Source organism: Marinobacter antarcticus (assembly GCF_011049865.1).
Taxonomy (GTDB): Bacteria; Pseudomonadota; Gammaproteobacteria; order Pseudomonadales; family Oleiphilaceae; genus Marinobacter; species Marinobacter antarcticus_A.
Genome location: NZ_DRGY01000150.1, coordinates 1 through 26672, shown reverse-complemented (window position 1 = coordinate 26672; position 26672 = coordinate 1). Strand labels below are relative to the sequence as shown.

Below are 26672 nucleotides of genomic sequence, written 5' to 3'. Positions count from 1 at the left end.
ATGAGCGCCTGAGTTACAGGCTTGATGCCTTCGATCTGACCATGCAGTTTCATCCCATGGACTTCACCCAGGTCAATGCAGACATCAACAAAGCCATGGTAAACCGTGCGGTGGAGTGGCTGGATGTGCAACCGGGCGAGCGAGTGCTGGATCTGTTCTGCGGGCTGGGCAATTTCACATTGCCTTTGGCACGCCGGGGTGGTCAGGTGGTTGGCGTGGAAGGTGATGACGCCATGGTCACCCGGGGCCGGGAAAATGCGGAACTGAACGGGATCACGAACGTGTCGTTCCATGGCGCTGATTTGCACGGTGATTTTACCGGTCAGAGCTGGGCAAAAGAGGGTTTTGATAAAATTCTTATTGATCCGCCGCGCTCCGGCGCAGAGGAGATCTGCAAGTATCTGACCGCATTTAACGCCAAGCGTATTGTGTATGTGTCCTGTAACCCCGCCACCCTGGCACGGGACGCGGGAGCGATGGCGCAGAACGGCTACCGCCTGGTGCGCGCCGGTGTGATAGACATGTTTCCTCACACTACCCACGTGGAGTCTATTGCGCTGTTCGAGCGGAGCTCTCGTTAACAGCCACTAGCAGCGCCCATTAAATGTTGCTGTGCGCGGTAAGGGATTACTGTGCGAATCATCGGGAATATCAAGGCAGACATGGTAAAAGTTCGCGAAGACTACGCAATGAACGGCGATGGCCAGATCGACATAGATGGCTGGGTTCAACAGATCGCCTCGCAGACCCATCTGGACGATGTGGATCAGTTTCGCAGGGCCTGTGAAAAAGCCGCTGAAATTGATTTGCAGGCATTCCGGGAAGATCGCATGTGGGCGTCCGGTGCCAGCAGCTTTCGCACGGGCATAGAAATGGCCCAGGTGCTTGCTGAGCTGCGCCTTGACCAGGCCAGTCTTGTTGCGGCGATTCTTTACCGGGCGGTGCGCGAAGAACGAGTCGCTCTTGAGGTAATACGAAAAGAGTTTGGTGACGAAGTCGCTTTGTTGATTAACGGCGTGCAACAGATGGCAGCTATTTCCTCGATACACCACCCTCTCAAAGGCAATGTGCTTGGCCAAAGCGAAGGTCAGCTCGACAACGTCCGGAAAATGCTCGTTACCATGATTGATGATGTGCGTGTTGCGCTCATCAAACTTGCTGAGCGCACCTGTGCTATTCGCGCGGTGAAGGACGCATCGGAAGAAAAGCGCATGCGAGTGGCCCGGGAGGTTTTCGATATATACGGGCCTCTGGCCCATCGTCTTGGCATTGGTCATATCAAATGGGAACTGGAAGACCTGTCGTTCCGCTATCTGCATGAGACCGCGTATAAAAAAATCGCCAAGCTCCTGGATGAAAAACGCCTTGATCGTGAAGGCTACATACGCCGGGTCATTGCCACGTTGCAGGCAGAATTGAAGGCCGCTGGCATCAAGGCCGAGCTGTCCGGGCGGGCCAAACATATCTACAGTATCTGGCGGAAAATGCGCATAAAGGGCATTGATTTCTCCCAGGTATATGACATAAGAGCGGTGCGGATTCTGGTGCCCGAACTGCGGGACTGTTATGCGGCCCTCGGTATTGTGCACACACTCTGGCGGCATATTCCCAACGAGTTCGATGATTACGTTGCCAACCCCAAAGAAAATGGCTACCAGTCGTTGCACACGGCCGTGATCGGGCCGGATGGCAAAGTAATGGAAGTCCAGATTCGTACCCACACCATGCACGAAGACGCAGAGCTGGGCGTGTGTGCTCACTGGCTCTACAAAGGCACAGACAAGGGCAAGAAGTCGTCCGGCTACGAAGCCAAAATCAATTGGCTCCGGCAGGTACTGGAGTGGCAGGAAGAGCTTGGCGATCTGTCCGGTTTGGCGGATCACCTGAAATCCGATGTGGTCTCGGACCGAATCTATGTTTTCACGCCCGAGGGGCACGTTGTTGATCTTCCCCAGGGTGCGACACCGGTGGATTTTGCCTACCGCGTTCACACCGAAATTGGCCATGCCTGCCGAGGCGCCCGGGTTAACAGCCGGATTGTTCCGCTGACGTATCCGTTAAAAACCGGAGAGCAGGTATTCGTTCTTACCTCCAGGAATAATGCCGCACCCAGCAGGGACTGGCTGAATCCGAGCCTGGGATACATTCAGACGTCGCGCGCCCGGGCCAAGGTAACGCACTGGTTCAAGCAACAGAATCGTGAGCGTAACGTAACGGATGGCCGCGCGATTATTGAAGACGAGTTCCGGCGTCTTTCATTGCACGATGTAAGCTTGGGAGACCTGGCTGTAAAAGTGAATTATCACAGCGCCGACGACATGTTTGCCGCCATAGGTGCCGGCGATCTTCGCCCTGCGCATGTTGCCAATGTCGCCCAGCAAATGCTGGATCCAAAATCCGAACAGCTTGATCTAAAGCTGACCGCCCAGCGACGCGCGCCCTACGATACCGAGTCCGATGTGTATATTCTGGGTGTCGGCAAGCTGAAAACCCAGGTTGCGAGATGCTGCAAACCCCTGCCGGGAGACGCCATTGGCGGATACATTACGGTTGGGCGGGGCGTGACGGTTCACCGCCAGGATTGTCTGACCTTTTTGAACCTCCAGGACGTTGAGCCTAACCGGATTATAGAAGTGAGTTGGGGCGGCCAGCAGGCTTCTGTCTATCCCGTGGATATCGAAATTGAAGCCTACGACAGGTCTGGCCTGTTGCGGGATATTACTCAGGTTTTATCGTCGTCAAAGAGTGATGTCCTCACTCTGCATACGGTGACGAACCGCGATGACAACACCGCAACCATGATTGTCACAGTGGAAATTCACAGCCTTGAGCAGTTGGCTCGGCTGCTGGCTCAAATCCGCAATCTTCCGAATGTTATCGACGTCAGGCGCAAGCGCTCATGAGTTATTCCATTGATGATCTGAAAGTGCTGATGGCCCGGCTGAGAGACCCGGAAACAGGCTGCCCCTGGGATGCGAAGCAAACGTTCAGAACGATTGTGCCGCATACCCTGGAAGAAGCCCACGAGGTGGCGGATGCCATTGACCGTGAGGATTATGCGAATCTGAAAGACGAGTTGGGCGACCTGCTGTTTCAGGTTATTTTCTACTCGCAGCTAGGCGCAGAAGAAGGCCGATTCAGCTTCGATGGGGTGGTCGATAACCTGGTGAGCAAGCTCGTGCGCCGCCATCCCCATGTGTTTCCAGAGGGTACTCTTGAAAGTCGTATTGATCCTGAAAAACGACCAGACGACGCCTGGATCAAGGAAAGTTGGGAGCGCATCAAAGCCGAGGAGCGAGCGCAAGCGCAAATGGACGACGCTTCTGCGACAAGCCCGACAAGTCGCCTTGATGGCATCGCTCGAGCCCTGCCGGCGATGGTGCGGGCCGAGAAGTTACAGAAACGGGCCGCGCGGCACGGGTTCGACTGGCCCGATATAGGGCCGGTGTTCGACAAGCTCCAAGAAGAGATCGGCGAGTTGAAGGAAGCCTGGCAAGCCGCGGAATCGGGGCAGGGTGAATACGACGCCGTTGAGGACGAATTGGGCGATCTAATGTTCGTGTGCGTGAACCTGGCGCGCTTTATGAAGGTCAATCCGGAGCAGGCGGTTGGGCGCACCAACCACAAGTTTGAGGCGCGTTTTCGCGCGATTGAGCACATTTTGGAAAAGCAAGGCCGCTCATTTGATGCGGAGTCTCTTGAAGCGCTCGATGAGATCTGGCAATCCGTAAAAGGCGTTGAGAAAGAACCCCGGGAGTGACGCCGATAGACCGTTCGGTCATTCCTTAGTATCGTTAGCTTACTTTTTCTCCGTCAATTCAAAAGGAACTCAATGTGACTGAGCTTCATCCTGACCTCCGTGAAAATGTCCGCCTGCTCGGTGAGCTGTTAGGGCAGAGCATCCGGCGCCATCCTGGTCAGGATTGCTTTGAACGTATTGAGGAGATCCGGGCAGCCGCTAAATCTGATCGCCGACAGGAGAGTGGCTCAGGCCAGCGCCTTGTCAATCTGCTTGGAAAGCTGAGCGATGACGAACTGCTGCCGGTCACCCGAGCCTTCAACCAGTTTCTCAATCTCGCGAACCTTGCCGAGCAATACCACGGCATTCGCCGCCGGCGCGATCACCCTTCTGATTTGATGGTCGAACCGCTGGACGGTGTGTTTGAGCGCCTGAAAAACAGCGGCGTCAGCTCGGACGCACTGCATAAATGTGTGGCGGATCTGCGCGTTGAGTTTGTATTGACCGCGCATCCTACAGAAGTCGCGCGCCGCACGATGATCATGAAATACGATGACATGTCGGAGTGCCTGGCCCGCCTGGATCACGATGACCTGTTGCCGGCCGAGCGGGAAACGATTATTGAGCGTTTGTCACGGTTGGTGGCGGAGGCCTGGCACACGGATGAGATTCGCCATGAGCGCCCCACCGCGGTTGACGAGGCTAAATGGGGATTTGCCGTCATCGAAAACAGTCTTTGGCAGGCATTGCCGCGCTTTCTCGACAATCTTGACAGGTCGCTTCAAGACGCAACCGGAAAGGGCCTGCCATTGCAGGCATCCCCCGTTCGGATTGCTTCGTGGATGGGCGGCGACCGAGACGGCAACCCCAACGTTACGCACCAGGTTACCCGCAAAGTGTTCCTGTTAGGACGCTGGATGGCGGCCGACCTTTTTCTTCGTGATATCCAGTCGCTGAGGGCCGAGCTTTCCATGTGGCAGGGCAGCGATGAGCTGCGCGCCCTGGCCGGTGATTCACGAGAGCCTTACCGGCAGGTATTGGCGGAGCTCCGGGACAAGTTGATCAGAACACGTGACTGGGCCGAGGCCAGCCTCAATAATGAGCCGGCAGAGACCACCGGCATTCTGTTTGAAAACGAGAGCCTGACGGCGCCGCTGGAGCTCTGCTATCGATCTCTGGTTGAGTGCGGGCTTGAACACATAGCCAAGGGCGGTCTGTTAGACAGCATTCGTCGCGCGCATACGTTCGGGCTCCCGCTGATTCGCCTGGACATCCGACAGGAGGCAACGCGCCACGCTGAGGCCGTGGCCGAAATGGTGGAGTATCTTGGCCTGGGCGACTACCTGTCCTGGGGCGAAGACGAGCGCCAGGCGTTTCTGATCGGCGAACTTCAGGGGCGTCGCCCGTTGGTTCCCCGAAACTGGGAACCGTCCGCACCGGTGCGCGAAGTACTGGATACCTGTGAGGTCGTTGCGCAGCAAACTCCCGAAGCGCTTGGCTCCTATGTCATTTCCATGGCCAGCAAGCCTTCCGATGTGCTCAGCGTTATTTTATTGCTTCGTGAATCCGGCATGAAACACCCCATGCCCGTAGTTCCTCTGTTTGAAACACTGGATGACCTCCTTGGTGCACCCGACAGTATGGCGTCGCTGTATGAGGTGCAGTGGTACCGGGATTATTGCCAGGGGCAGCAGGAAGTCATGATCGGCTACTCGGATTCGTCCAAAGATGCCGGCCAGCTTATGGCTGCCTGGGCTCAATATCAGGCGCAGGAGAAGCTTACTCAGGTCGCAAGTCAGTACGACGTGCACCTGACTCTTTTCCACGGCCGCGGCGGAACCGTTGGCCGTGGCGGCGGCCCGGCGAATCGCGCAATCCTGTCTCAGCCACCGGGCTCGGTGAACGGCAGTTTCCGCATTACTGAGCAGGGTGAAATGATCCGTTTCAAATTCGGCATGCCACCGTTGGCGGTGCAGAGTTTGACGCTTTACACCACGGCGGTGATCGAGGCGACGTTGGCACCGCCACCTGAGCCCGAAGATAGTTGGCGTGACACGATGGATTGGCTGACCGAACGTTCGCTTAAGGCGTATCGGGAAGTGGTTCGGGAGAATCCGGATTTTGTGCCGTATTTCCGCCAGGTGACCCCCGAGCAGGCGCTGGGAAAACTGGCATTGGGCAGCCGGCCTGCACGCCGCAAGGCGACGGGAGGTGTTGAAAGCCTGCGGGCAATCCCCTGGATTTTCGCCTGGACACAGATGCGGCTGATGCTGCCCAGTTGGCTTGGCAGCGACGTGGCGCTTGAGGAGGCAGCCAAAGACGGGCGACTGCCCGTACTGCGTGACATGATGAAGGGCTGGCCGTTCTTCCGCACGTATGTGGACATGCTTGAAATGGTATTGGCGAAAGCGGATCTGCGAATTGCCGACTATTATGAAAAAACCCTGTTGGATGACGACAAACTCAAAGCCCTTGGCGCCAGTCTCGGCAAGCGCCTCGAGGGCTGCGTTCAACGCCTTCTTGAGCTCAAGGAGCAAAGTGAACTGCTCGAAGGCGAGCCGGTGTTTGCCCATTCGATGCGCGTGCGCAATCCGTATACCGATCCACTGCATTATCTTCAAGCGGAGCTGCTGAAGCGAGACCGTGAAAGCGAAGACAAGGGCGAGGTGCCGGAGCTGGTGGAGCGGGCGCTTAAGGTTACAATGGCGGGCATTTCCGCCGGCATGCGCAACACCGGTTAACACGATCGGGAACGGACACGGGGCGCAGCCCCTGGCACGGACAACTGGAGTACGATTGTGGCCCTCGCAGCGCGACTGGATCGATTTTTTGATCAACAGGGAATAGCCTACAAAGAGCGATCCATTGATCGAGCTTCAAGCCTGGACGCGGCAGTCGCCGCGTTGGGGCATGCCCGGGAAGACGTTATCAAGGCAACCCTGTTGATCGATATCAGCGGCATTGTAATGGTGGTCCATCGTTACGACAGCGCGCTTGATGACGATGCCCTTCGCCAGATAACGGGGCGCCATCTGCAGCCGCTCACGGGGCATCAGACCATGCGATTGTTCAGCGATTGCGATCCCGGTTTCACGCCGCCGATAGGCAATGCTTACGATCTGCCGGTGTTGCTGGACGAGAGCATTACCCGCGCTGAGCAGGTTTTGTTTACCAGCGGCACCGATCATTCTCTGATTGAAATGGACGGTCGATCCCTGCGCCTGGCGATGGCGGGTTCACGGGAAGGGCACCTGGCGATTCGAGGGCCCGACAATGGTGGTGTCCAGGAAGCCCTGACGCTTGCGGAAGTGGCCAGCAAATTGAAAAAGCTGTATCGGTTACCGCCCATGCCGGCGCTGGCATTGCGCATTCTGCGACTGACCTCGAACACCGAGGCAACGGCCCGTGAACTGTCAGAGCTAATAGAATTTGACCCTAGCCTGACCGCGCAGGTGATGCGCTATGCACGGTCAGCCTTGTTCCATTATCCGGGGCAGATCAACTCGGTTCAGGAAGCGGTAACCCGAGTGCTGGGGTTTGATCGCGTTGCGCACATTGCCTTGGGCATCGCCTCTGTGCGCGCATTCGATGTGCCCAGAACCGGCATCCTCGGCATGGATAATTTCTGGCGCCATTCACTGTATTGTGCTTTTCTTTGCCAGCGCATCGCACCCCGTTGCGGCGCCGATAAAGGCCTGGCGTACCTGTGTGGGCTGCTGCATAACTTTGGTTTGCTGCTGGTCGGACATTTGTTTCCCGCCGAGTTCAAAGAGCTCAACCGGTTGCGCGAGACCAATCCGGAAGCAAGCATGCAATCGCTTGAGCAGCAAGCGTTCGGCCAGGGCTCCGAGCAGGAAATTATTGCCGTTGGGCACGGCGCCATCGGGGGAATTCTGCACCGGTTATGGGAGTTGCCAGACCCGGTGGTAAAAGCCGCGGGTGTTCATCAGCAGCCGGGTTATCAGGGTGAGCACGAGAACTATGTCATGATGGTTCAGCTCGCCAATGCGCTACTGAAAGATCGGGGTATCGGTGATGAGTTTAATCCCGACGATGTTCCGGAGCTGCTGCAAAGATTGGAGTTGAAGCCGGCCGTGCTGGATGAACTGATGATGGACGTTGATAAGGTTGCGCCGGAACTGGATGCGCTCGCGTCGTCATTGAGCATCTGAGGACACTCCCTTTGGCTTGTGTTGCATGTTGGGCTTCTGACGATGATACGGAGGTCGACTTTCTCTGGGATGCCTGACTTCGTATAATGCACCGGCATTGAATTCCGCTGGCTTTTATTCCAAAGGGAGAGGTTGTCGCAAAGGCAGAAGTTTTTGCCGCAACTTTTCAAACTATAATGACGAAAACGGGAGCACATCGCTATGCGAATCATCATGTTAGGCGCGCCAGGCGCGGGGAAAGGTACGCAAGCCCAGTTCATAACTGAACGCTTCGGTATTCCCCAGATTTCTACCGGGGACATGCTTCGGGCCGCGGTTAAAGCCGAATCCGAACTTGGCAAACAGGTGAAGGAAGTCATGGCAACCGGCGGTCTGGTGTCTGATGACATCATCATTGCGCTGATTGATGAGAGAATTCAGCAGCCCGACTGCAAAAACGGGTTTTTGCTCGACGGTTTTCCCCGCACGATTCCCCAGGCAGGCGCCCTGAAAGATCAGGGAATTGTTATTGATTATGTGGTCGAGATTGCGGTGGACGATGAAGAAATTGTCAATCGCCTGTCTGGTCGCCGCGTTCATGAAGGCAGTGGCCGCATCTATCACGTCAAGTACGACCCGCCCAAGGTAGAGGGCAAAGACAACGAAACCGGCGAACCGTTGATGCAGCGTGCGGATGACAAAGAAGAAACCGTTCGCAAACGCCTGAAGATTTATCACGACCAAACAGCGCCGTTGATCGGCTATTATCAGGGGTTGGCAGAAAAACAGCCAGAAATAGCGCCTGAATATGTGCGCGTAGAGGGTGTTGGTAGTCTGGACGACATTCGCGATCAGATCCTCGCCCGTCTCAAGTAATTCGTTTACGCTCTACCGAGGCTACTCACGCCTGTGAAACTTTTGGCACTGGACACCTCCTCGGAAGGCTGCTCTGCAGCCCTTCTCGTTGATGGTGACGTTTTTGAGAAGTTTGAAATTGCCCCCAGGGGTCACACCCGACTGCTGATGCCAATGATTCGGGCATTGCTGGCGGAACAGGGCCTGAAGCCAATGCATCTTGATGCATTGGCTTTTGCGTGTGGCCCCGGATCGTTTACGGGAGTGCGCATCGCGACGGGGGTCGTTCAGGGGCTTGCGTGGGGGCTTGATCTCTCGGTTGTGGCTGTTTCTTCTCTGGAAACAGTGGCATTGGGGGCGATTGAAACCCTTCCTGTAGCGGAGGGCGAAGGTATTGCCGTTGCGTTTGATGCCCGCATGAGCGAGCTTTACTGGGGCTGCTTCTGCAACCGATCCGGCCTGCCCGAATTGCTGGGCGAGGAACGGGTTTGTCCGCCTTCACGGGTGGCTCTGGAATCCGGCGTTACACGTTGGAACGGCGCAGGCCAGGGCTGGGGGTTTCGAAACGAGATGCCCGGCGACGTATCTGCCCGCATGGACCGTGTGGATGAAACCCTTATTCCCCGGGCCAGTTGGGTTGCGCGCCTGGCCGCTGTGAAGTTCAATCTGGGCTTGGCCGTGCCGGCAGAGCAAGCGCAACCGGTATACGTACGAGATGAAGTTAGCTGGAAGAAACTGCCGGGCCGCGAGTAAAACTGTTAATCGGCGTAGACTTCTTCCATACTTTATAGAATCGCAAATTTTTTCTTCGGAGCTAACGGTACCCTGACGATGATTGGCGGCATTAATCCGGGCAGTACACTTTCCTATCAAACGGGCACCAATAGCCCCGTTCGGGAACGCAGTGATGCGGCCCGTTTGCCTGCGTCTGCTCCCGAAAAGACAGCCGAAACAGCCCGCAGCGATCTGGCAGATAGTCCAAATCGACCCGTTCCGGAACGAAACGCCAGTGAAGCCCCGGAGCGCCGTGTTGAGGCTCGTCGCGCATTAGAAGATGTCCGTCTGGAGCGCTTTCGGGCGGATGAGGTTCCACTCCCCACGGCCAGAGCACTGTCTACTTTTGCCAGCGTTTCGGCAGCGGGGCAGGAATCCAATGGTACGGCACTCGCCGGAATCGATATTCTGGTCTGATGTCGCGCTCCAACGTTTCGACCGACCTCCCCAAAGACGAAACCATTCCGCTGGCAATCGCCAGAAGTCTGCTTGGCGATGAGCACCAGGCCCTGTGGCTCCGTGATGAGCTTTCTTTGCCTTATCTGGGTGTGGTGCGTCCGAAAGATGTGCGTCAAGCCAGTGCTTTGCTGTTTCTGGATGAAAACGGTTTGTGCCTTCAGGTAGCGGGGAAAGGCGCGGCAGGACCGGTCAGGGCGGAGTTTGTCACCGGCAAAATGGGGTATCGCCGCGAGCATGGTGGAGGTGCCGGCCAACTTGTAGCACGTGCCGTAGGTTTGCAGAAAACAAAAGCTGGCCTGCATGTTCTGGATGCCACTGCGGGCCTGGGCCAGGATGCCTTTGTGCTTGCCAGCCTGGGGTGCAGGGTGAGCCTGTTTGAACGTAACCCGGTGATTCACGCACTGCTGGCGGACGGCCTTGCGCGCGCTGCCCTGAACGTGGATTGCGCTCCGATCATCGAGCGGATGACACTCCAGCGTGTAAGCAGTATTGACTGGCTTGCGTATGTTGCCGGAGATATTGCCGGAGATGTGGATGCTGATCGGAACGCAGCGGCTGATGTTATTTACCTCGACCCCATGTTTCCACACAGAGACAAATCGGCGCTGGTTAAAAAGGAAATGCAGGTTTTCCGAACCCTTGTGGGCGATGATGACGATTCAGAACGGCTGCTGGGCGCGGCCCTGGCTGTCGCACGCTACCGGGTTGTTGTAAAGCGCCCACGCAAGGCCCCGGCGATAGGCGGACCGGAGCCGGGCACTCGTATTGAAGGCAAGAGCAGCCGCTACGACATATACCCCGTCAAGGCGCTGCCTGCGCGTTAAGCCCCCATCATTGTGACTTGCTGGATCGCTTGGCGCTTCTCCACGCTCAGCACAAGCCTGGCATCTTCCGCTACCTCATCCAGACCCTCTCCGTAACAGAGCAGGCCGTTGTCATCGGTGGTGATAACCCCGTTTTTCTGCATGTTGGCAATAAAGTTCCGGAACAGACTTTTATCAAAAAACTCGGGCGCATTCAGCCCGAACAGAATGGACATGCGCTCTGCCAGCAAGGTGCTTTGCTCTTCCAGTTCGGCGGCGGTGATCGTCGCAGAGCCATACTTGCGCAGGATGCCCAGGGCGATATGGTAGCGCTCCACGGTCTGTATAATAAACCGCGACAAAACTCTCAGGCGCAGCATGGCTTCTGTCCCTTCTTCCGGGCGTGCAATCCGGTTGTTATCCAGCGCGTCCAGCAGGCCCTGATCAATGAGCACATCAATCCACTGGTTAATGACCCCCTCTGCTTCGTCGGGCTGGTACTTCAGGAACAGCTCCGATTGCACGTAGGGATAGGCCACGCTGGCGAGATAAACGATCTTGTCCCGGGCGAGGGAGCTCTTGTTCTCGAACAGACTGGCCACCAGCGATGGCAACGCAAAAAGGTGCTGGATATTGTTGCGGTAATACGTCATCAGAATGGCGTTACTGCCCTCCAACCCGATGATATCTCCAAGTTTTTGGGGCTGGCGCGAAATAAGTCCCATGGATTCGCAGTAGGCAACCCAGTCTTTGCCGGTGCCTTCTGGAAGGGTAACGGTTTCAGCGTAGGGGAAGGCTTTCAGAAGAGCGCAATACTGGTCCGCCAGCCGAATAAGCTGGCCCTCATCCATGGCCAGTCTTTCTGCACCAAGCAGTACGGTTGCGATCATGCCGATCGGATTGACGGCAACAGAGGCGTTGATGTTGGAGGCAACCCGCAGAGACAGCTCAGAAACAGCGTCGTTGAGCCAGGCAGGGCGGTATTCGGAATCGTAGGCTTCTTCCCGCCAGCTGTCACGAACGTCGTCGAGAACATCAGAAAGGTGTATGGCTTCGCCAAAGTTGACGGCAACCCGACCAAAAGAACTGTCGAGCTTGCGGGCGGTTTTCGCCAGGCCGAACACGCTCTCTTTCTGTTTTTTCTTGCCTCTGAGTTCTCCGAGGTAAGAGCGACCCTCCATAACCTTTTCATACCCGATATAGACAGGCACAAACACGATCGGTTTGCGGTGATCCCGCAGAAAGCTGCGCACCGTCATTGAGAGCATGCCAGGGCGTGGCTGCAACATCCGTCCGGTGCGGCTGCGGCCGCCTTCTACAAAATACTCAAGAGAGTAGCCGCGAGTGAGCATAACATGCATGTATTCATTGAAAACCGTGGCATAAAGAGGATTATCGCGAAAGCTCCGGCGCATGAAAAAAGCGCCGCCCCGGCGCAGAAGCGGGCCTACAATCGGCATATTCAGATTGATGCCCGCGGCGATATGCGGCGGCATCAGGCCATTTTTGTAGAGCACGTAAGACAGCAGTAAATAGTCGATGTGGGAGCGATGGCAGGGTACGTAAACCACGGCGCTGTTTTGCGCGCTTTCTTTCACCACGCGGATGTTATTCACCGCAATGCCCTTATAGATTCGGTTCCACAGCCAAGCAAGCACCACCTCGAAAAAGCGGATGGTGACGACCGACATGCTGGCGGCAATCTCATCGGCGTATTTGTAGGCTCGGGCGCGGACCTTATGTGGCGCAATGTCTTCCTGGGCGGCGGTTTGGTTGATCGCGTCTTTCACGGCGGGTGTTCGTAACAAGGCTGCTACCAGAGTTCTGCGATGAGACAAATCCGGGCCAAGGACCGCTTGTCGCACTTTGCGGAAATGAGTTCGCAAAATGCGTGCAAGTTTACGGTTGGCGCGCTCTTCGCTGTGACGATGCTCATCGATGATCTGCGTCATGGAAAACGGTGTATTGAATTGCACGTAGGTATTGCGGCCATGCACCAGAATGATCAGAAATTTCTGCAGCCGGCCGGCAACGGTCCACGTGTCTGACAGCAGCAGCTTCACGAGAGATTTTTCTTTATCCGGAGAGCGGCCCCAGAATAGAGATACGGGCACAATCTGAACATCCTGCTCTGGATGTTCAAGACCGTAACGCACCAACGCCTGAAATTCGCTGGTAGGAACCGGCGTCTGGCGCGTGCGAAACAGGGTACTGGTGCGGCGATAGAGGAAAAAAAATGAATGCGAGGGCCCGTTCTTTACCGGAAGCGACGAAGTTGCGCCCGGCAACTTTGCCCGTATGACTTCCTGTTCAAGCACCAGGCGGCTCGAAAGAGAGCTGTACTGCAGCACGTAACACACTGGTTTTTCAGGGGACAGACCCAGGGCATCGACGCTGTTTCCGCTGACATCTGTCCGAACCCATAAAAACAGTATTTTCCGGAAAAAGGTCAGAATCAGGCTTCGAATACCCTGGTAAAGACGCATACAGGTTGCTCCGATAAAAACAGACGCCAAGTTTACTTGGTTGCGCGCGGGCCTGAAAGTCGCTGCTGCATTCTTGATGGCCGTGGCTGTGTGATACATTTCTGTTTGGTTTAGTTTCCACAAGACTGTGATAGCAGAGGGTGCGATAGCAAATGACGAGATCAACGATTCAGTGGAGTCCCGGCTGGAGCACCAAACCACCCGAGCCGGGCGACTTGGTGCTTGCGTTATCGGATGCTGGCGTTCTAAAGCCCGATGATGGCTGGTTGCAGCCCCTGGAGAATATCCCGGGCAGCTCCGAATCCGCCGGTTTTGTATCTTTGGGAAGTGCCAACGGCCGACCGGTTTTTGTGACCCACGTGCCGGAATCTCTCGCGGTGGGCAAAGAGGTTGTGTCGCTGCGGGACGCGTTAGTGACGATCGCCGATGCGCCGGCCGCGATGCTCAGCACAGGCTTTCAGGTATGGCAGTGGTTTCAGGATCATCAGTATTGCGGCCGTTGCGGCGGCGAGACCTGTTTTCACCCGCGGGAACGGGCAAAGTGGTGCAATAGCTGCAATATCCCGTGGTATCCGCGCCTTGCACCTTGCGTGATCGTGGTTATACGCAAGCAAGATCGTTATCTTTTGGCGAAGTCGTCCCGGGGTACACGCCATTTCTACAGCCTGATCGCCGGGTTTGTTGAGCCGGGAGAGAACCTGGAAGCCGCTGTTGCCCGGGAAGTGAAAGAGGAAACCGGTCTGGACGTTACCAATATTCAGTATCAGGCATCCGAGCCCTGGCCGTTTCCGCATCAATTGATGGCGGGATTCTTCGCAGACTACGCCGGTGGTGAGTTGGTTCTTCAGGAAGACGAGCTCGCAGACGCTGGCTGGTTTTTGCCTGGCGACAGCCCGCCAGTGCCTCCTGAGAGCACCATATCCGGGCGCTTGATACGTGCTATGGAAAGAGCGATTGTCGGCGGAGGTGCCGCCCGTTGAGCGAATGTGCGTCGCCCAGGGTTCTGATTTTTGATTCAGGTGTTGGCGGGCTGAGTGTTGCGGCCTGCGTTCACGAAAAACTGCCGCACGCGTCGATTGTGTATCTGGCTGATAACGCAGCGTTTCCCTACGGCGAGCAGCCAGAATCGGTTGTTATTGAGCGCTGCTGCGCGCTCATTGCCGGCGCGCTTGAACACTACCCGTGTGACGCCATTGTGGTTGCCTGTAACACCGCCAGTACCGTTGCTCTGCCGCATCTTCGAGCAATCACAGGTGTCCCGGTGGTTGGCGTGGTGCCGGGGCTGAAGCCTGCGGCTGCAAAAACCCTGAACCGTCGTATAGGCCTTCTGGCCACTCCGGCTACAGTGCGCCGGCCCTACATAGATCAACTGATCCGGGAATTTGCGGCTGATTGCCAGGTTGAACGGGTTGGCCACCCCGGCCTGGTGCAATGGGCTGAGAATCTGGTTCGGGGTGTGCCTGTCCCGCAGGATGAGCTTGATAGCGCTGTCTCGGGCCTGTTCGATGCGGGGGTTGATACCGTCGTTCTTGGGTGTACCCACTACCCGCTGCTGCTGGAAAGTCTTAAACGAAGCTTGCCGGGGGTAGCGTTCTGGGTGGATTCAGGAGAAGCCATTGCGCGCCGCGTGGCCTGGCTTTTGGCGCAAGCAGGCCCGTTTGAGGAGTCTGTCAGGAGCCGACACACGGTGGTGGCGGCCCTTTTTTCGGGCAACGCGCCGGGCGGCGTGGCCGATTATATGGCGAGTCTGGGTTTGCAGTCGTTGACGGTTATCGGGAACTGGCCGGCGGGGTCATAGCCTGCGCAACCGGATTGTCAGCCAGGTATTGCGGTGCTGAGCGTTGTTTGTGCCAGCAGTTTACTGATGTGGATGGCGGGCTGTGCCGGGCCATAAAAAAATCCCTGTACCTGGTGGCAGCCAAGGGTTCGCAGATACTCAAGTTGTTTGTCGGTCTCCACCCCTTCCGCGATGATTTCCAGCTTCAGGCCGTGGGCCATGGCAATAATGGCGTTGACGATGCAGGCGTCATCCGCGCCGCCGCGAATTGCCTTAACGAAAGACTGGTCTACCTTCAGGGTATGGATCGGTAACGTGTGCAGATAGTTCAGTGACGAATAGCCCGTACCAAAGTCATCAATCGCAATACGGACGCCCAAATCAGCCAGTTCACGCAGCTTCTGGCTGATCTGCTCCAGATCGTTCATGATCACATTTTCGGTAATTTCTATTTCCAGGTTGCCGGCAGGAAACTGGTTGGCATTAACCCGGTCGATCAGGGTTTCCACAAACCGGGGGTGCTCTACCTCCAAGGGAGAAAGATTGACCGCCAGACGCAATTCCGGGTGGCCTGAGCGAATCCACTGGCCGACATCCCGGCAAGCTTGATCCAGAACCTGTTCGCTCAGTTGGCTGATCAGCTGGGTTTCTTCTGCCAGCGCCAGGAAGTCGCCCGGATAGAGTAAACCGCGCTCAGGATGCTGCCAGCGCACCAAAGCTTCAAGCCCCACAATCCGGTTGGTCTTCGTACAAACCTGAGGCTGGTAAAATACCCGTAACTCACCTCGCTCAAGTGCCAGTCGTAGGTCCCGCTCCAGATTCAGACGGTTCGTGCTGTCGATGCTCATACTCTCGGAGAAAAAGCGGTAACTGTCTTTGCCTCTCGCTTTGACGTTGTACATGGCGATATCTGCATTCTGGATAAGCTGGTCCATGTTATCGCCCGCGTCCGGGTAGATTGCGATACCAATGCTGACACCTACGAAAACTTCATGCTCGCCCAACCGAAACGGCGCTTTGAGTGTCGTGATCAGTTTTTCGGCGATTTGACTGGCGTCTTCGTGCCCGTGAATAGCGGGCAGCAACAGCGTGAACTCGTCGCCACCGAAGCGCGACAGGGTGTCGGCCTTGCGCAGGCAGCGTTCGAGGCGATGAGTGACGGCTTGCAACAGCCTGTCACCCATGGCGTGGCCAAGGGTGTCGTTAATAATCTTGAAGCGGTCGAGGTCAAGAAACATCACCGCCAGTCTCTGATTTCCGCGACTCGCGTGAGCAATGGCAAGTTCCAGGCGGTCCTTGAACAGGGCCCGGTTAGGGAGGCGTGTGAGCAGGTCGTGGTACGCCTGAAAGTTGATAAACGCCTCGGCTTCCTTACGTTCGGTAACGTCCCTGGCGGTTCCGTAATAGCAGGCATTCTGACCGCCGCCATCGACGCGGAGGTTGTTATTGTGTGTCCAGGTCTGGGAGTCGATGGGAAAAGCCGTTATTTCGAAATGCCGCGTGGCTCGGCGGCTGCCGCGGGTTTTTAGGCGAATCTCCAAGGTGCGGGGGTTGTCTGCGCTAACGTCAGGCGCGTTGAGCGCGTAAATGCCCTTGGCAACGTCACGGTCGTCCAGAATGTGCCGGAAATGCTGGCCATAGAGCTCATCCGGCTTGTAAGCCAGCAGGCTCTCAATTTTGTTATTAACAAAACAGAAATGACCAGACGCGTCCAACATGAAAACGATGTCGGGTGAGCTGTTTACGATGTACCTGTGCAGGGCTTCAGATTTCTCAAGGCGCCCCTGTATGTGTTCGTGGGCTTTGAGTAAGGATTGTTTGCCGACAACGCTCTTTACCGTTGCAAGTAATGCGTCAGGATCAAAAGGCTTGCGGATGTAGTCCAATGCACCGCGCCTGAGTGCTCGACTAACAGCCGTGAACGAGCTTTCTCCACTGATTACGATGCTGCCGCATTCGGGTTGCCGGTTCGTGAGATGGGCCATAACGGCGAAACCATCAACCTCGGGCATGCGCAAATCCACCAGCGCCAGATCAAAATGCAGGGTGTCTATCAGTTGGCACGCGTGTTTTCCACCGTCCGCTTCGGTCACATCGTAACCGCAGCCACGCAGCAGAGCCGCCAGAGCGCTTGCCAGTCGTGGCTCGTCATCAACCACCAGGACGCGCGCGGTGGTATCCTGCGAAAAGAACCTGTCGGATTGTTCAGGTGTCATCTGTGCGTATCCGTTCTTCTTCAGTCGGATTTGGTTTTTCCCTGGCTAACCGCCGGCAGCAAAATCCGGAAACTGGTTCCCTGCTGCCCTGTGTGGCAAGCAATGATGCCCTCCATGTCATCAACAAGCTGCTTAACAATACTCAGGCCAAGGCCACCATGGCCTTCTCCTTTTGTGCTTTTCACCGGAGTAAACAACGTTTCCCGGATGGCGCCGGGAATGCCCTTTCCGGTATCCGAAACCTCTATCTCTACCCAATTACGGCGACCTTGCCATACGGGGGCTGATGTTTTTATGGTAACGGTACCACCGCCAACCGGAAGGCTTTCTACCGCATTCCTGACCAGGTTGATAAGGATTTGACGGATAGCTGACTGACCGGCCATAACAAGTGTAGATGGGCTACACATTAGCAGGTTAAGATGTAAGTTGCTGCCACTGAAAAGACTGTCTTCAAGCACCCGGGCAAGGCTTCGTAATTCTGCGTTGAGTTCGGATGTTTCGTCATGAGAATTGACGGTCGCGTTCTGGCTCATCTGTAGCAGCAGGTTTCCCGCCCGATCCAGTTCTTCCCGGACAACATCCAGCTCTTCCCGCGCGTCAGGATCGTCAAGGCGGTTTCTGAGTTGATAAATGTACTGTCGTATTATGGTCAGCGGGTTGCTGATCTCATGCACTTGCCTGCGCAGTTTCTCGATGGCAATTTGATGGCTTATCCCGGCGTTTTCCGTTTCGCTTTCGAAGGCGATATTCTTTTCCTGAAGCACGGTGGACAGCTGATGAACGAACAGGCGTATCAGGTCTGTCGTTGCATCGGGCGTATTGCCGTCGGTGCCTAACACAAACACACCGGGACATTGATCACCGGTGACGACGGGGATGGCCGTCAGTGAGGACGTTCGCAGCAGCGATAAAAGCTGGCGGTCGAGCACGGCAGGCGCTCGCTCGTTCAAGCTGACCGGCGCTCGGGATGTGAACGCTTCTGTGAGCACGCTGCCGCCAGGCTTAGCGGTTACCACCAGATGCGGATGCGCCCCGGTGGTGCCCGACAGCAGAATAAGGCTGTCGTCGTCGTACCCGAAGCACAAAGCCGGCAAGCCGGTAATGAGCGTCAGGCTGTTAACCGTTTCCGCAAGAATGGCGCCGTTCTTGCCGGTCAGATCGGCAAACCCGATGGCTTGCTGGGCAATGGCCTGGCGCAGTACGATCTGCCGGAGCTCTTGCGAAGCCGGTTCGGCGTTGTAGCTGTTTATCAACGGGATTCCCAGAGAGTCAGCCATCATGGACACATCGTGGTTGATTCGCCGGTTGATTTCCCGGATCAGTTCCTCATTGAGCCCGAACATGGTGCCGGCCGCCGCAATGCCGGCCTCATCACAAAGCACCAGCCGGGTAGAAAGGCTAATGATCTTGACCAGGTGTCCGGCATCCCGTAACTCCGAGGGAAGAGCCTGCTGATAGCGCATGGCATCGGCAGCCAGAGGGCCCAGGCCCCAAGAGGTAACCAGTTCGGCGGCTATCTCTGATTGCCGATCCATATACTGCTGCCGGGTGTCTAAATCCGGCGTTTTAATGGCAATCAGCTCGCCGATGTTATGAAGCATGCCCAGCATAAAGGCTTCGTCGGCTTCCGGATAACGCGTCAGGGTTGCCAGCGCCCGGGCTGTCAGGGCGGTGGTCAGGGCGTGTCTCCAGAAATCCCGTAACTGTTGCCAGGCGTTGCCTCCCAATTCAAACAGTATCTGACGCAGGGCGGCGGTGAGGACCAGCGTTTTAAATCGCCTGGTGCCCAAACGCAGAAGGGCCTGGTCTATGGAACGAATATCCGGTGTTGAGCCATACAGAGCAGAGTTAGCCAGGGCCAGAATCCTTGCGACCAAAGCGGTATCCGAGGCCACAATTTCGCTGATCTGGCGATAGTTTCCGTCTTGATTACAGGCTTCAAGGGCACGTAGCGTGACCTCCGGGAGGCTCGGGAGCTGAAGGTCTGGTAATGGAACCATAATGATGCCTGCCGCGCTCTGAGATCAGTTTCTGAAGATTTGTTCATTTTTTGTTTACAAAGAACGAGCTTAGACAATAATTCACCGATTTAACACTACCACTGCTCTTTTATTGATCAGCGTATTCACCGCAGCGTGATATGTGTACAATTTTTACAGACTAGAGCGCCTTTTGATGTTGTTGCAAGGATGTAAAAACGCCCGCCATGAGTGCTCAGGAACCGCGCAAAAACAAGACGCACCCGCCCAGGACCATTGCCGTAACGGGAGGTAAAGGGGGGGTCGGTAAAACATCGGTCGCCCTTAATCTGGCGCTTACTCTGGCGCGTCACAAAAAGCGCGTCTTGTTGCTGGACGGAGATACCGATCTTGCCAACGTCAGCATCATGTTGGGCCTTTATCCCGAGCGCACGCTTGCCAATGTGGTTGCGGGCGAGTGTCGTCTTGAAGATATTCTGCTGGAGGCGGATTACGGCCTGCATATTATTCCGGGTGCTTCGGGTGTCCAGGAATGTATGGACATGGAGCCCGGAGCGAGTTTTCGCGTCTTGCATGCACTATCAAAGCTTGAGAGCCGATATGACTACATCATAACGGACACAGCTGCCGGCCTTCAGCCTGTTTCATTGCATATGATTGCGGCGGCGGAGTTGGCTTGCGTTGTTGTTACTCCGGACCCGGCTTCGCTGACCGATGCGTTTTCCCTGATCAAGGTTCTGAAACGCCGGGGCTACCGAAGAACGCCCAGTGTGCTGATCAACATGGCGCAGGGTGCCAGCCAGGCCCGATCGGTATTTCAGCGCCTGGATTCCGCCGCCCGACGCCATCTGCAATGCCCGTTGCATTACATGGGAGGCATTTGGCGCGACGAAACCTTGCGTCAGTCGGTGCTTAATCAAAGGCCGGTCGCCCTGCTGCCGCCTTCGGATCCGTCTTGCCGCCAGTTCATTACGCTGTCAGACATGCTCGATGTGCGTCTATCGCAATCGCCTCCGCGCAAAGCCGGCATTGCGGCCTACTGGCATTCCGTCTCGAAGCGGCAATCTGAGCGCAAGCTAAAAACTGACGCTGTGGCGCCCGCCGCTGCCAGCCCCCGCGAACGATGTCTGCAGGCGGTTGGCGAATTGGAAACCCTGTTTGAGCGGACCGCACAGAGTACTGCACAGAGTAGCGGAGAGAGTGCCGCACAGAGTGCCGCGCTGCGCTACGATGCGTTTATCCGACTGTTCGCCTTGCTGGGCCGAACGCCAGACAGCGACACGGTTGATATTGTTCAAGCGGGGCTCAGCTTAATCGATTGGGAAGCCTTGGCCCCTGATCAGCGCGAGCAATTAGCAACGCACTTGAGAGATCTTGCAGAGGCTATCTCGTTATCGCCAGGCACCAACGAGATCGATCAGGTGCCCCCTCCGTCTGCTCCGACGTCTGCGCAGCCTGAACCGTCTTACGACAGCCTTAGCTTTGGTGATCAGGATAAGCTGGTCAAGGTATTAAAAGAACAGCCCTCCGACATGTCCTTGAACCAGTTTCTTCGATCGCTGGTCGACCCGGGAAATAACAACAACTGAGCGTTTACAATTGAATAGGCTGCGCCGACATGCCGGTTAATCCGTCATTTTATCGACACGGTTTGTGGCGTAGCGTTCCGGCCTTGGTTAAAGAACTTGTCATCGACCTGCCACAGAGAGTGTGCAAGGATCGTGGTCTGCAGGATTCGGCGAAAAGGAGTTATTCATAATGACAGAGCAGCAAAGCGGGGCGGGCTTGTCTTCGTCAAAGGTGCTCGAACAGCTCAGTGGCAAGCACGTTCTGGTTACAGGCACCACGGGCTTTCTTGGTAAAGTTGTTCTGGAAAAACTGATTCGCTCCGTGCCAGACATTGGCGGCGTGCATCTTTTGATACGGGGCAATAAACGTCACTCTGACGCTCGTAGCCGTTTCCTTGCGGAGATTGCGACTTCATCCGTGTTTGATCGCTTGCGCCAGGAGAACGGTGATGCCTTCGAGGCGTTTCTTGAGCAACGACTGCACTGTGTTACGGGAGAAGTAACACAACCCGGTTTCGGCTTGCAGCCTGAGGCATTTCGAGAATTGGCCGGCCGTATTAACGTTATTATCAATTCCGCCGCCAGCGTCAATTTCCGTGAAGAATTGGACAAAGCTCTGGCCATCAACACGTTATGCCTGACAAACCTTGCAGAGCTGGCGCGCCAGAACCCGAAGCTTGCTGTTGTTCAGGTGTCCACTTGTTACGTTAACGGCATGAACTCAGGGCAGATCAGTGAGTCTGTGGCCAAGCCCGAAGGCGAGCCTATTCCTCGCACCTCTGCCGGCCACTATGAAATCGAAGAGTTGGTGCGGGTACTGCAGGATAACATTGCCGAGGTGCGCTCGCGCTACTCGGGCAAGATGATGGAACGCAAGCTCGTGGATTTGGGTATTCGTGAAGCAAACCGCTACGGCTGGAGCGACACCTACACCTTCACCAAATGGTTGGGAGAGCAACTTCTGATGAAGGCCCTGAAAGGGCGAGCCCTCACCATTGTGCGCCCTGCCATCATCGAGAGCGCGCTCGAAGAACCTGCGCCCGGATGGATTGAGGGTGTGAAAGTGGCTGACGCGATCATCCTTGCCTATGCCAGAGAGAAAGTAACGGTATTTCCCGGTAAGCGCTCCGGTATTATTGACGTCATCCCCGTCGATTTAGTGGCCAACGCTATTATTCTGGCCGCTGCGGAGGCTCAGGGTGAGCCATCAAAACAGCGCGTTTACCAGTGTTGTAGCGGCAGTTCCAATCCGGTCTCTCTGGGTCAGTTTATCGACCACCTGATGGCAGAAGCCAAAACCAATTACGCGCAGTACGATCGGCTTTTCTATCGTCAGCCGGTCAAGCCCTTTTTCGCTGTGAACCGGAGATTGTTTGATGCCATAGTGGGCGGCGCCCGCGTTCCCCTGAGTTTGGCTCGGCGGATGATGGGGCTGTTGGGAAAAGATCGCGAACTCAAACTGTTGCGAAATCTTGATACCACGCGCTCCCTTGCCACTATTTTTGGCTTCTATACAGCCCCGGATTATATTTTCCGCAATGACGATCTGTTGGCCCTGGCAGCGCGCATGGGAGACGCAGACAAGGCTTTGTTTCCGGTGGACGCGCGCCAGATCGACTGGGCTGTGTATCTGCGCAAAATTCATCTTGCAGGTTTGAACCGATACGCACTCAGAGCCAGGAGCAAGCTCCGCTCCCGTTCCTCCGCGGCCCGTAAGCAAGCGGCCTGAGCCGGCAGTGCCAACATTCAGGGGCGTTAGGACGTTAGTCTAATTCATTGTTTAGTGATACACATGGTGAACTACAGGGATGTGTCCGCTGGGCCAGCGTGCCCTATCGCTCTGAATTAACAAAACTGACAATGACAACAGACTCTGATCAAGGGGGAACACAATGACTGATAAACACCTTTATCCGGTAAGCCCTGACCTGGCCGATAGTGCCTTTGTGAATCGTGAGCAATATGACGAGATGTATCGTCAATCAGTCGAGGATCCAGACACGTTCTGGGGTGAGCATGGCAAGCGCCTGGAGTGGATCAAGCCTTATTCCAAGGTCAAGAACACCACTTTTGACTATGACAATCTTTCAATCAAATGGTTTGAAGACGGGCAACTGAATGCTTCTGTCAACTGTCTTGATCGTCACCTTGCAACGCGGGGTGACCAGACAGCCATTGTCTTCGAAGGCGATGACCCCGCCGACTCCCGACACGTTACCTACCGTGAATTGCACAAGGAAACCTGTAAGTTTGCCAACGTGCTCAAAGGTATGGGCGTAAAGAAAGGCGATGTTGTTACCATTTACATGCCTATGATTGTTGAAACCGCGGTTGTTATGCTCGCCTGTGCACGAATTGGTGCTATCCATTCGGTCGTCTTTGCCGGTTTCTCGCCGGAAGCCTTGGGCTCACGTATTAATAACGGCAACTCACGCTTTGTTATTACAGCTGATGAGGGGCTTCGCGGTGGTCGCAAGATTCCGCTCAAGAAGAATGTCGATGCAGCCCTGAAAATTGACGGTGCCGACAGCGTTGAGAAAGTGGTGGTTGTTACGCGCACGGGTAGCGACAGCATCGCCTGGAATGACAAGGTGGATGTGCGTTACGAAGATTTGATGAACGCCGCATCTGAAGATTGCGCGCCAGAGACGATGAACTCTTGCGATCCACTGTTCATGCTTTATACCTCTGGCTCTACGGGCGCTCCGAAAGGCGTTCTGCATGCTACCGGCGGTTATATGACCTATGTGTCTATGACCCATCAGTATGTTTTCGATTACCATGACGGCGATGTGTACTGGTGTACCGCAGACTTCGGTTGGGTCACCGGCCACAGCTATATCTTGTACGGGCCGCTGTCGAATGGTGCGGTTACGGTGCTGTTTGAAGGTGTCCCCAATTATCCGGACATTTCGCGTATGTCCCAGGTAGTTGATAAGCACCAAGTCAATATTCTTTATACCGCGCCAACGGCAATTCGTGCCTTGAAAGCCGAGGGTGATGCGGCGGTCGCAGGCACCACCCGGAGCAGCCTGAAATTACTGGGCTCCGTCGGTGAGCCGATCAACCCGGAAGCTTGGGAGTGGTACCACCGGGTTATGGGGAACAGTAAGTGCCCAATTGTGGACACCTGGTGGCAAACTGAGAATGGCGGCATCCTGATTTCCGCTCTGCCCGGTGCAATTGACCTGAAACCAGGTTCTGCCACGCTGCCGTTTTTTGGTGTGAAACCCGGATTGGTTGATAACGACGGCAACATTCTGGAAGGCGAGGCGGCAGGTAATCTGGTTATTCTGGACAGCTGGCCTGGCCAGATGATCAGTATCTTCGGAGATCACGAGCGCTTCAAGCAAACCTACTTCAGCACCTATCGAGGTATGTATTTCAGTGGTGATGGTGCCCGCCGCGACAGTGATGGCTATTACTGGATTACCGGCAGGGTAGACGACGTACTGAACGTATCCGGCCATCGCTTGGGCACCGCCGAGGTTGAGAGTGCGCTGATTTCACATGACAAGGTCGCTGAGGCGGCAGTGGTGGGCTATCCGCATCAGCTAAAGGGGCAGGGGATCTATGTCTATGTAACCCTGATGCACGGTGAGGAGCCAACCGACGAACTGAAAAAAGAGCTGGTTCAGTGGGTGCGTAAGGAAATCGGACCAATTGCCTCACCTGATATTATTCAGTGGGCAACGGATCTGCCTAAAACCCGTTCAGGCAAGATTATGCGCCGTATTTTGCGTAAGATTGCTGCAAACGAGCATGACCAATTAGGAGATACATCCACGCTGGCAGACCCCAGTGTGGTTGATGATCTTATTAGTGGTCGTGCATTCAAGTAATGCGTGGCAACAAGGCCGTTAACCTGTGAGGAATCCGTTTAATGACACAAACAATCATCGTCGCTGATGATCATCCACTGTTTCGGGCAGCCCTGAAACAGGCGGTCAATCAGGCGGTACCGGATGCCCAAACCGTAGAAGTTGACAGCATCAAGGCCCTGCAGGCGTCGGTCGATTCGCACCCGGATGCAGATCTGGTTTTACTGGATCTTAATATGCCGGGTGCCCACGGTTTCTCGGGGCTTGTGTTCATGCGTGGACAGTATCCCGGGTTGCCTGTAGTGGTTGTGTCAGGCTCGGAAGAACTGCAGGTGATGCGGCGCTCGATTGACTACGGGGCGTCCGGTTTTATTCCAAAGTCGGCGCCTTTGCCCACCATTACGGAGGCCATTCGTGCGGTTCTTGAGGGTGACGTCTGGCTACCTGAAGGCGTGGCAGACAAGCTTGAACGCATGCATCCGGATACAACCGATTTCTCCGAAAAACTGGCGTCGTTAACGCCGCAGCAGTTCAGGGTGCTCGGTATGCTGGCGGAGGGGCTGTTGAACAAACAGATTGCCTACGATTTGGAGGTATCCGAAGCCACCATCAAAGCTCACATTACCGCCGTATTCCGCAAACTTGGCGTTCGCAACCGCACGCAGGCGGTGATTGCGATACAACAGATGGAAATCGATCCTTCGGATCAGTCGTTGTCTGGAAGCTGAATTTCAGCTTCCAGACCGTTTGTTATTTGCTCCCGGCGTACCCCAGCTCTTTGTCGACCGGGTTGAATAACGCCTCGCCGCTGTGCCAACGGTCAAGGTTTTCAAGAAATTGATCCGTAAGGGCCCGCTTCCAACCGATAAAGTCGCCGGCCATGTGCGCGGTCATGATAACGTTTTCCATGTCCCACAGAGGGTGGGTATCGGGTAACGGCTCCTCCTCAAACACATCAAGCCCTGCGCCGGCAATCTCACCGCTCTTCAGCGCGGCCATCAGATCGTCGGTTTTAACGATAGGCCCGCGTCCGATATTGATCAGGCGTGCCGTATTTTTCATGGCTTTGAAGGCTTTCTCGTTAAACAATCCTTCCGTTTGCGGCGTCAGAGGTGCGGCTATAACGACGTAATCAGCGTGGCCCAACTGGGTGTACAGGTCGTCATTCCCGTGAACGGCAACAAAATCCGGATCGCTTGTGCGGGCCGTTCTGGCAATGCCGTGGGGCTTCATGCCTGCGGCACTGACCAAGCGGCCAATTTGACGGCCTATGGAACCTGCACCTACCACCAACACCTGCTTGCCCGTGGCTCGTTCTGTGTCTCTGTGCTTCCATTGGTGCTTCATTTGCAAACGGATAGAGCCCGGGAAATCCTTGGCGAACATCAAAATAGTGCACAGCACGTATTCCGCGATGGTTCGGTCGAATATCCCCCTGGCGTTGGTCACTACCACATTGCCCTTCGTCAGGGCGGGGAACATCAGAGCGTCCACGCCGGCGCTGGTGGCGTGAATCCACTTCAGTTTGTCGGCGCAACCCCAGGCTGCCTCGAGCGCTTCGGTGCGAAAATCCGTCACCATCATCACATCAGTGCCGGGCAGACTGGTACGCAGTGTTGCTTCGTCACTGGCAAAACGCACTTCTGCGCGAGCTCTGAGCGAATCCATACCCGGTGGTTCCTGCTCTCCGGGCGCCGTAAGAACGGTTACTACAGGCTTGCTGTGCTGAGTCATTGAATCTCCGGCGAGTCAGGTGGCTGTTTTTGTGCGGATTTTCTCTAAGGTTTTATATTCCGCGTTCGGGTTTCCGATACCGTTTTATACCTTCGGCATAGTTTGGTTGGCAGATTCAATCGGGTCAACCTCGGCCAGGTTCAGTTGTGCCTTTGAAGCGCCATTTTGACGCGTACTTTTACTTACACGATGTTTGTCTGGTTTTGTCTTGTATGCCCTGACCTTACTGGCTAACCTGCAGGGGTAGTTATGTTTTGCCCCGTTCCCGTTGCAGGAGATTGTTATGGCAGGCGCCACCAACAAAGAT

Annotated in this window: 19 protein-coding genes; 15 read left to right on the top strand and 4 right to left on the bottom strand. The window is 55.7% G+C overall.

The features are described 5' to 3' along the window. The 9 genes from rlmD to ENI00_RS18095 all read left to right on the top strand — a co-directional run. On the top strand, nt 1–581 hold a 581-nt coding region (gene rlmD / locus ENI00_RS18135), incomplete at its 5' end, for a 23S rRNA (uracil(1939)-C(5))-methyltransferase RlmD (RefSeq protein ID WP_304105582.1). An 81-nt stretch (nt 582–662) separates the two neighbouring features. Continuing rightward, nucleotides 663–2903: a GTP diphosphokinase gene (gene relA / locus ENI00_RS18130; RefSeq protein ID WP_304105585.1), complete on the top strand. Its 2241-nt coding sequence runs from the start codon at nt 663–665 to the stop codon at nt 2901–2903. Then, the gene (mazG, locus tag ENI00_RS18125) at nt 2900–3760 is read left to right on the top strand and encodes a nucleoside triphosphate pyrophosphohydrolase (RefSeq protein WP_304105579.1); all 861 of its coding nucleotides are present in this window, start codon (nt 2900–2902) and stop codon (nt 3758–3760) included. The genes relA and mazG overlap by 4 nt, the downstream gene beginning before the upstream one ends. Before the next feature lie 74 nt (nt 3761–3834). Continuing rightward, on the top strand, nt 3835–6480 hold the full coding sequence (gene ppc / locus ENI00_RS18120) for a phosphoenolpyruvate carboxylase (protein WP_304105576.1): 2646 nt from the start codon (nt 3835–3837) through the stop codon (nt 6478–6480). A 57-nt stretch (nt 6481–6537) separates the two neighbouring features. Further along, a complete protein-coding gene (locus ENI00_RS18115; RefSeq protein WP_304105573.1) occupies nt 6538–7911 on the top strand; it encodes an HDOD domain-containing protein in 1374 nt (457 codons plus the stop codon). Between the two features lie 201 nt (nt 7912–8112). Further along, the gene (gene adk / locus ENI00_RS18110) at nt 8113–8766 is read left to right on the top strand and encodes an adenylate kinase (protein ID WP_304105571.1); all 654 of its coding nucleotides are present in this window, start codon (nt 8113–8115) and stop codon (nt 8764–8766) included. 33 nt (nt 8767–8799) lie between these two features. Then, nucleotides 8800–9498: a tRNA (adenosine(37)-N6)-threonylcarbamoyltransferase complex dimerization subunit type 1 TsaB gene (gene tsaB / locus ENI00_RS18105; protein WP_304105568.1), complete on the top strand. Its 699-nt coding sequence runs from the start codon at nt 8800–8802 to the stop codon at nt 9496–9498. 78 nt (nt 9499–9576) lie between these two features. Further along, entirely contained in the window at nt 9577–9936 is a 360-nt protein-coding gene (locus tag ENI00_RS18100; protein ID WP_304105565.1) for a UDP pyrophosphate phosphatase, read from the top strand. Then, on the top strand, nt 9936–10802 hold the full coding sequence (locus ENI00_RS18095) for a class I SAM-dependent methyltransferase (RefSeq protein WP_304105563.1): 867 nt from the start codon (nt 9936–9938) through the stop codon (nt 10800–10802). The genes ENI00_RS18100 and ENI00_RS18095 overlap by 1 nt, the downstream gene beginning before the upstream one ends. Here the strand turns inward: ENI00_RS18095 and plsB are convergent. Further along, entirely contained in the window at nt 10799–13267 is a 2469-nt protein-coding gene (gene plsB / locus ENI00_RS18090) for a glycerol-3-phosphate 1-O-acyltransferase PlsB (RefSeq protein WP_304105560.1), read from the bottom strand. The genes ENI00_RS18095 and plsB overlap by 4 nt on opposite strands. A 152-nt stretch (nt 13268–13419) precedes the next feature. Here plsB and nudC point away from each other — a divergent pair, with 152 nt between their 5' ends. Together nudC and murI are read left to right on the top strand one after the other, a co-directional pair. Then, nucleotides 13420–14247, top strand: a complete 828-nt coding sequence (gene nudC, locus ENI00_RS18085) for an NAD(+) diphosphatase (RefSeq protein ID WP_304105557.1) — start codon at nt 13420–13422, stop codon at nt 14245–14247. After that, complete coding sequence (murI, locus tag ENI00_RS18080) at nt 14244–15065, top strand: glutamate racemase (RefSeq protein ID WP_304105554.1); 822 nt, start codon at nt 14244–14246, stop codon at nt 15063–15065. The genes nudC and murI overlap by 4 nt, the downstream gene beginning before the upstream one ends. 17 nt (nt 15066–15082) lie before the next feature. Here murI and ENI00_RS18075 read toward each other — a convergent pair whose 3' ends face one another. Continuing rightward, complete coding sequence (locus ENI00_RS18075) at nt 15083–17260, bottom strand: EAL domain-containing response regulator (protein ID WP_304105551.1); 2178 nt, start codon at nt 17258–17260, stop codon at nt 15083–15085. Nucleotides 17261–17280: 20 nt separating this feature from the next. Continuing rightward, the gene (locus ENI00_RS18070; protein ID WP_304105548.1) at nt 17281–19263 is read right to left on the bottom strand and encodes an HDOD domain-containing protein; all 1983 of its coding nucleotides are present in this window, start codon (nt 19261–19263) and stop codon (nt 17281–17283) included. Between the two features lie 206 nt (nt 19264–19469). Here ENI00_RS18070 and ENI00_RS18065 point away from each other — a divergent pair, with 206 nt between their 5' ends. From ENI00_RS18065 to ENI00_RS18050, 4 genes are all read left to right on the top strand, one after another. Next, a complete protein-coding gene (locus ENI00_RS18065) occupies nt 19470–20831 on the top strand; it encodes an AAA family ATPase (protein WP_304105545.1) in 1362 nt (453 codons plus the stop codon). Between the two features lie 169 nt (nt 20832–21000). Continuing rightward, complete coding sequence (locus ENI00_RS18060; protein ID WP_304105542.1) at nt 21001–22539, top strand: fatty acyl-CoA reductase; 1539 nt, start codon at nt 21001–21003, stop codon at nt 22537–22539. 163 nt (nt 22540–22702) lie between these two features. Next, nucleotides 22703–24652, top strand: coding sequence for an acetate--CoA ligase (gene acs, locus ENI00_RS18055; protein WP_304105540.1), 1950 nt, complete (start codon nt 22703–22705; stop codon nt 24650–24652). A gap of 41 nt (nt 24653–24693) precedes the next feature. Then, nucleotides 24694–25359, top strand: a complete 666-nt coding sequence (locus ENI00_RS18050) for a response regulator transcription factor (protein WP_304105536.1) — start codon at nt 24694–24696, stop codon at nt 25357–25359. Between the two features lie 22 nt (nt 25360–25381). Here the strand turns inward: ENI00_RS18050 and ENI00_RS18045 are convergent, their stop codons facing one another. After that, nucleotides 25382–26365, bottom strand: coding sequence for a D-2-hydroxyacid dehydrogenase (locus ENI00_RS18045; RefSeq protein ID WP_304105534.1), 984 nt, complete (start codon nt 26363–26365; stop codon nt 25382–25384). Nucleotides 26366–26672: the final 307 nt, after the last annotated feature.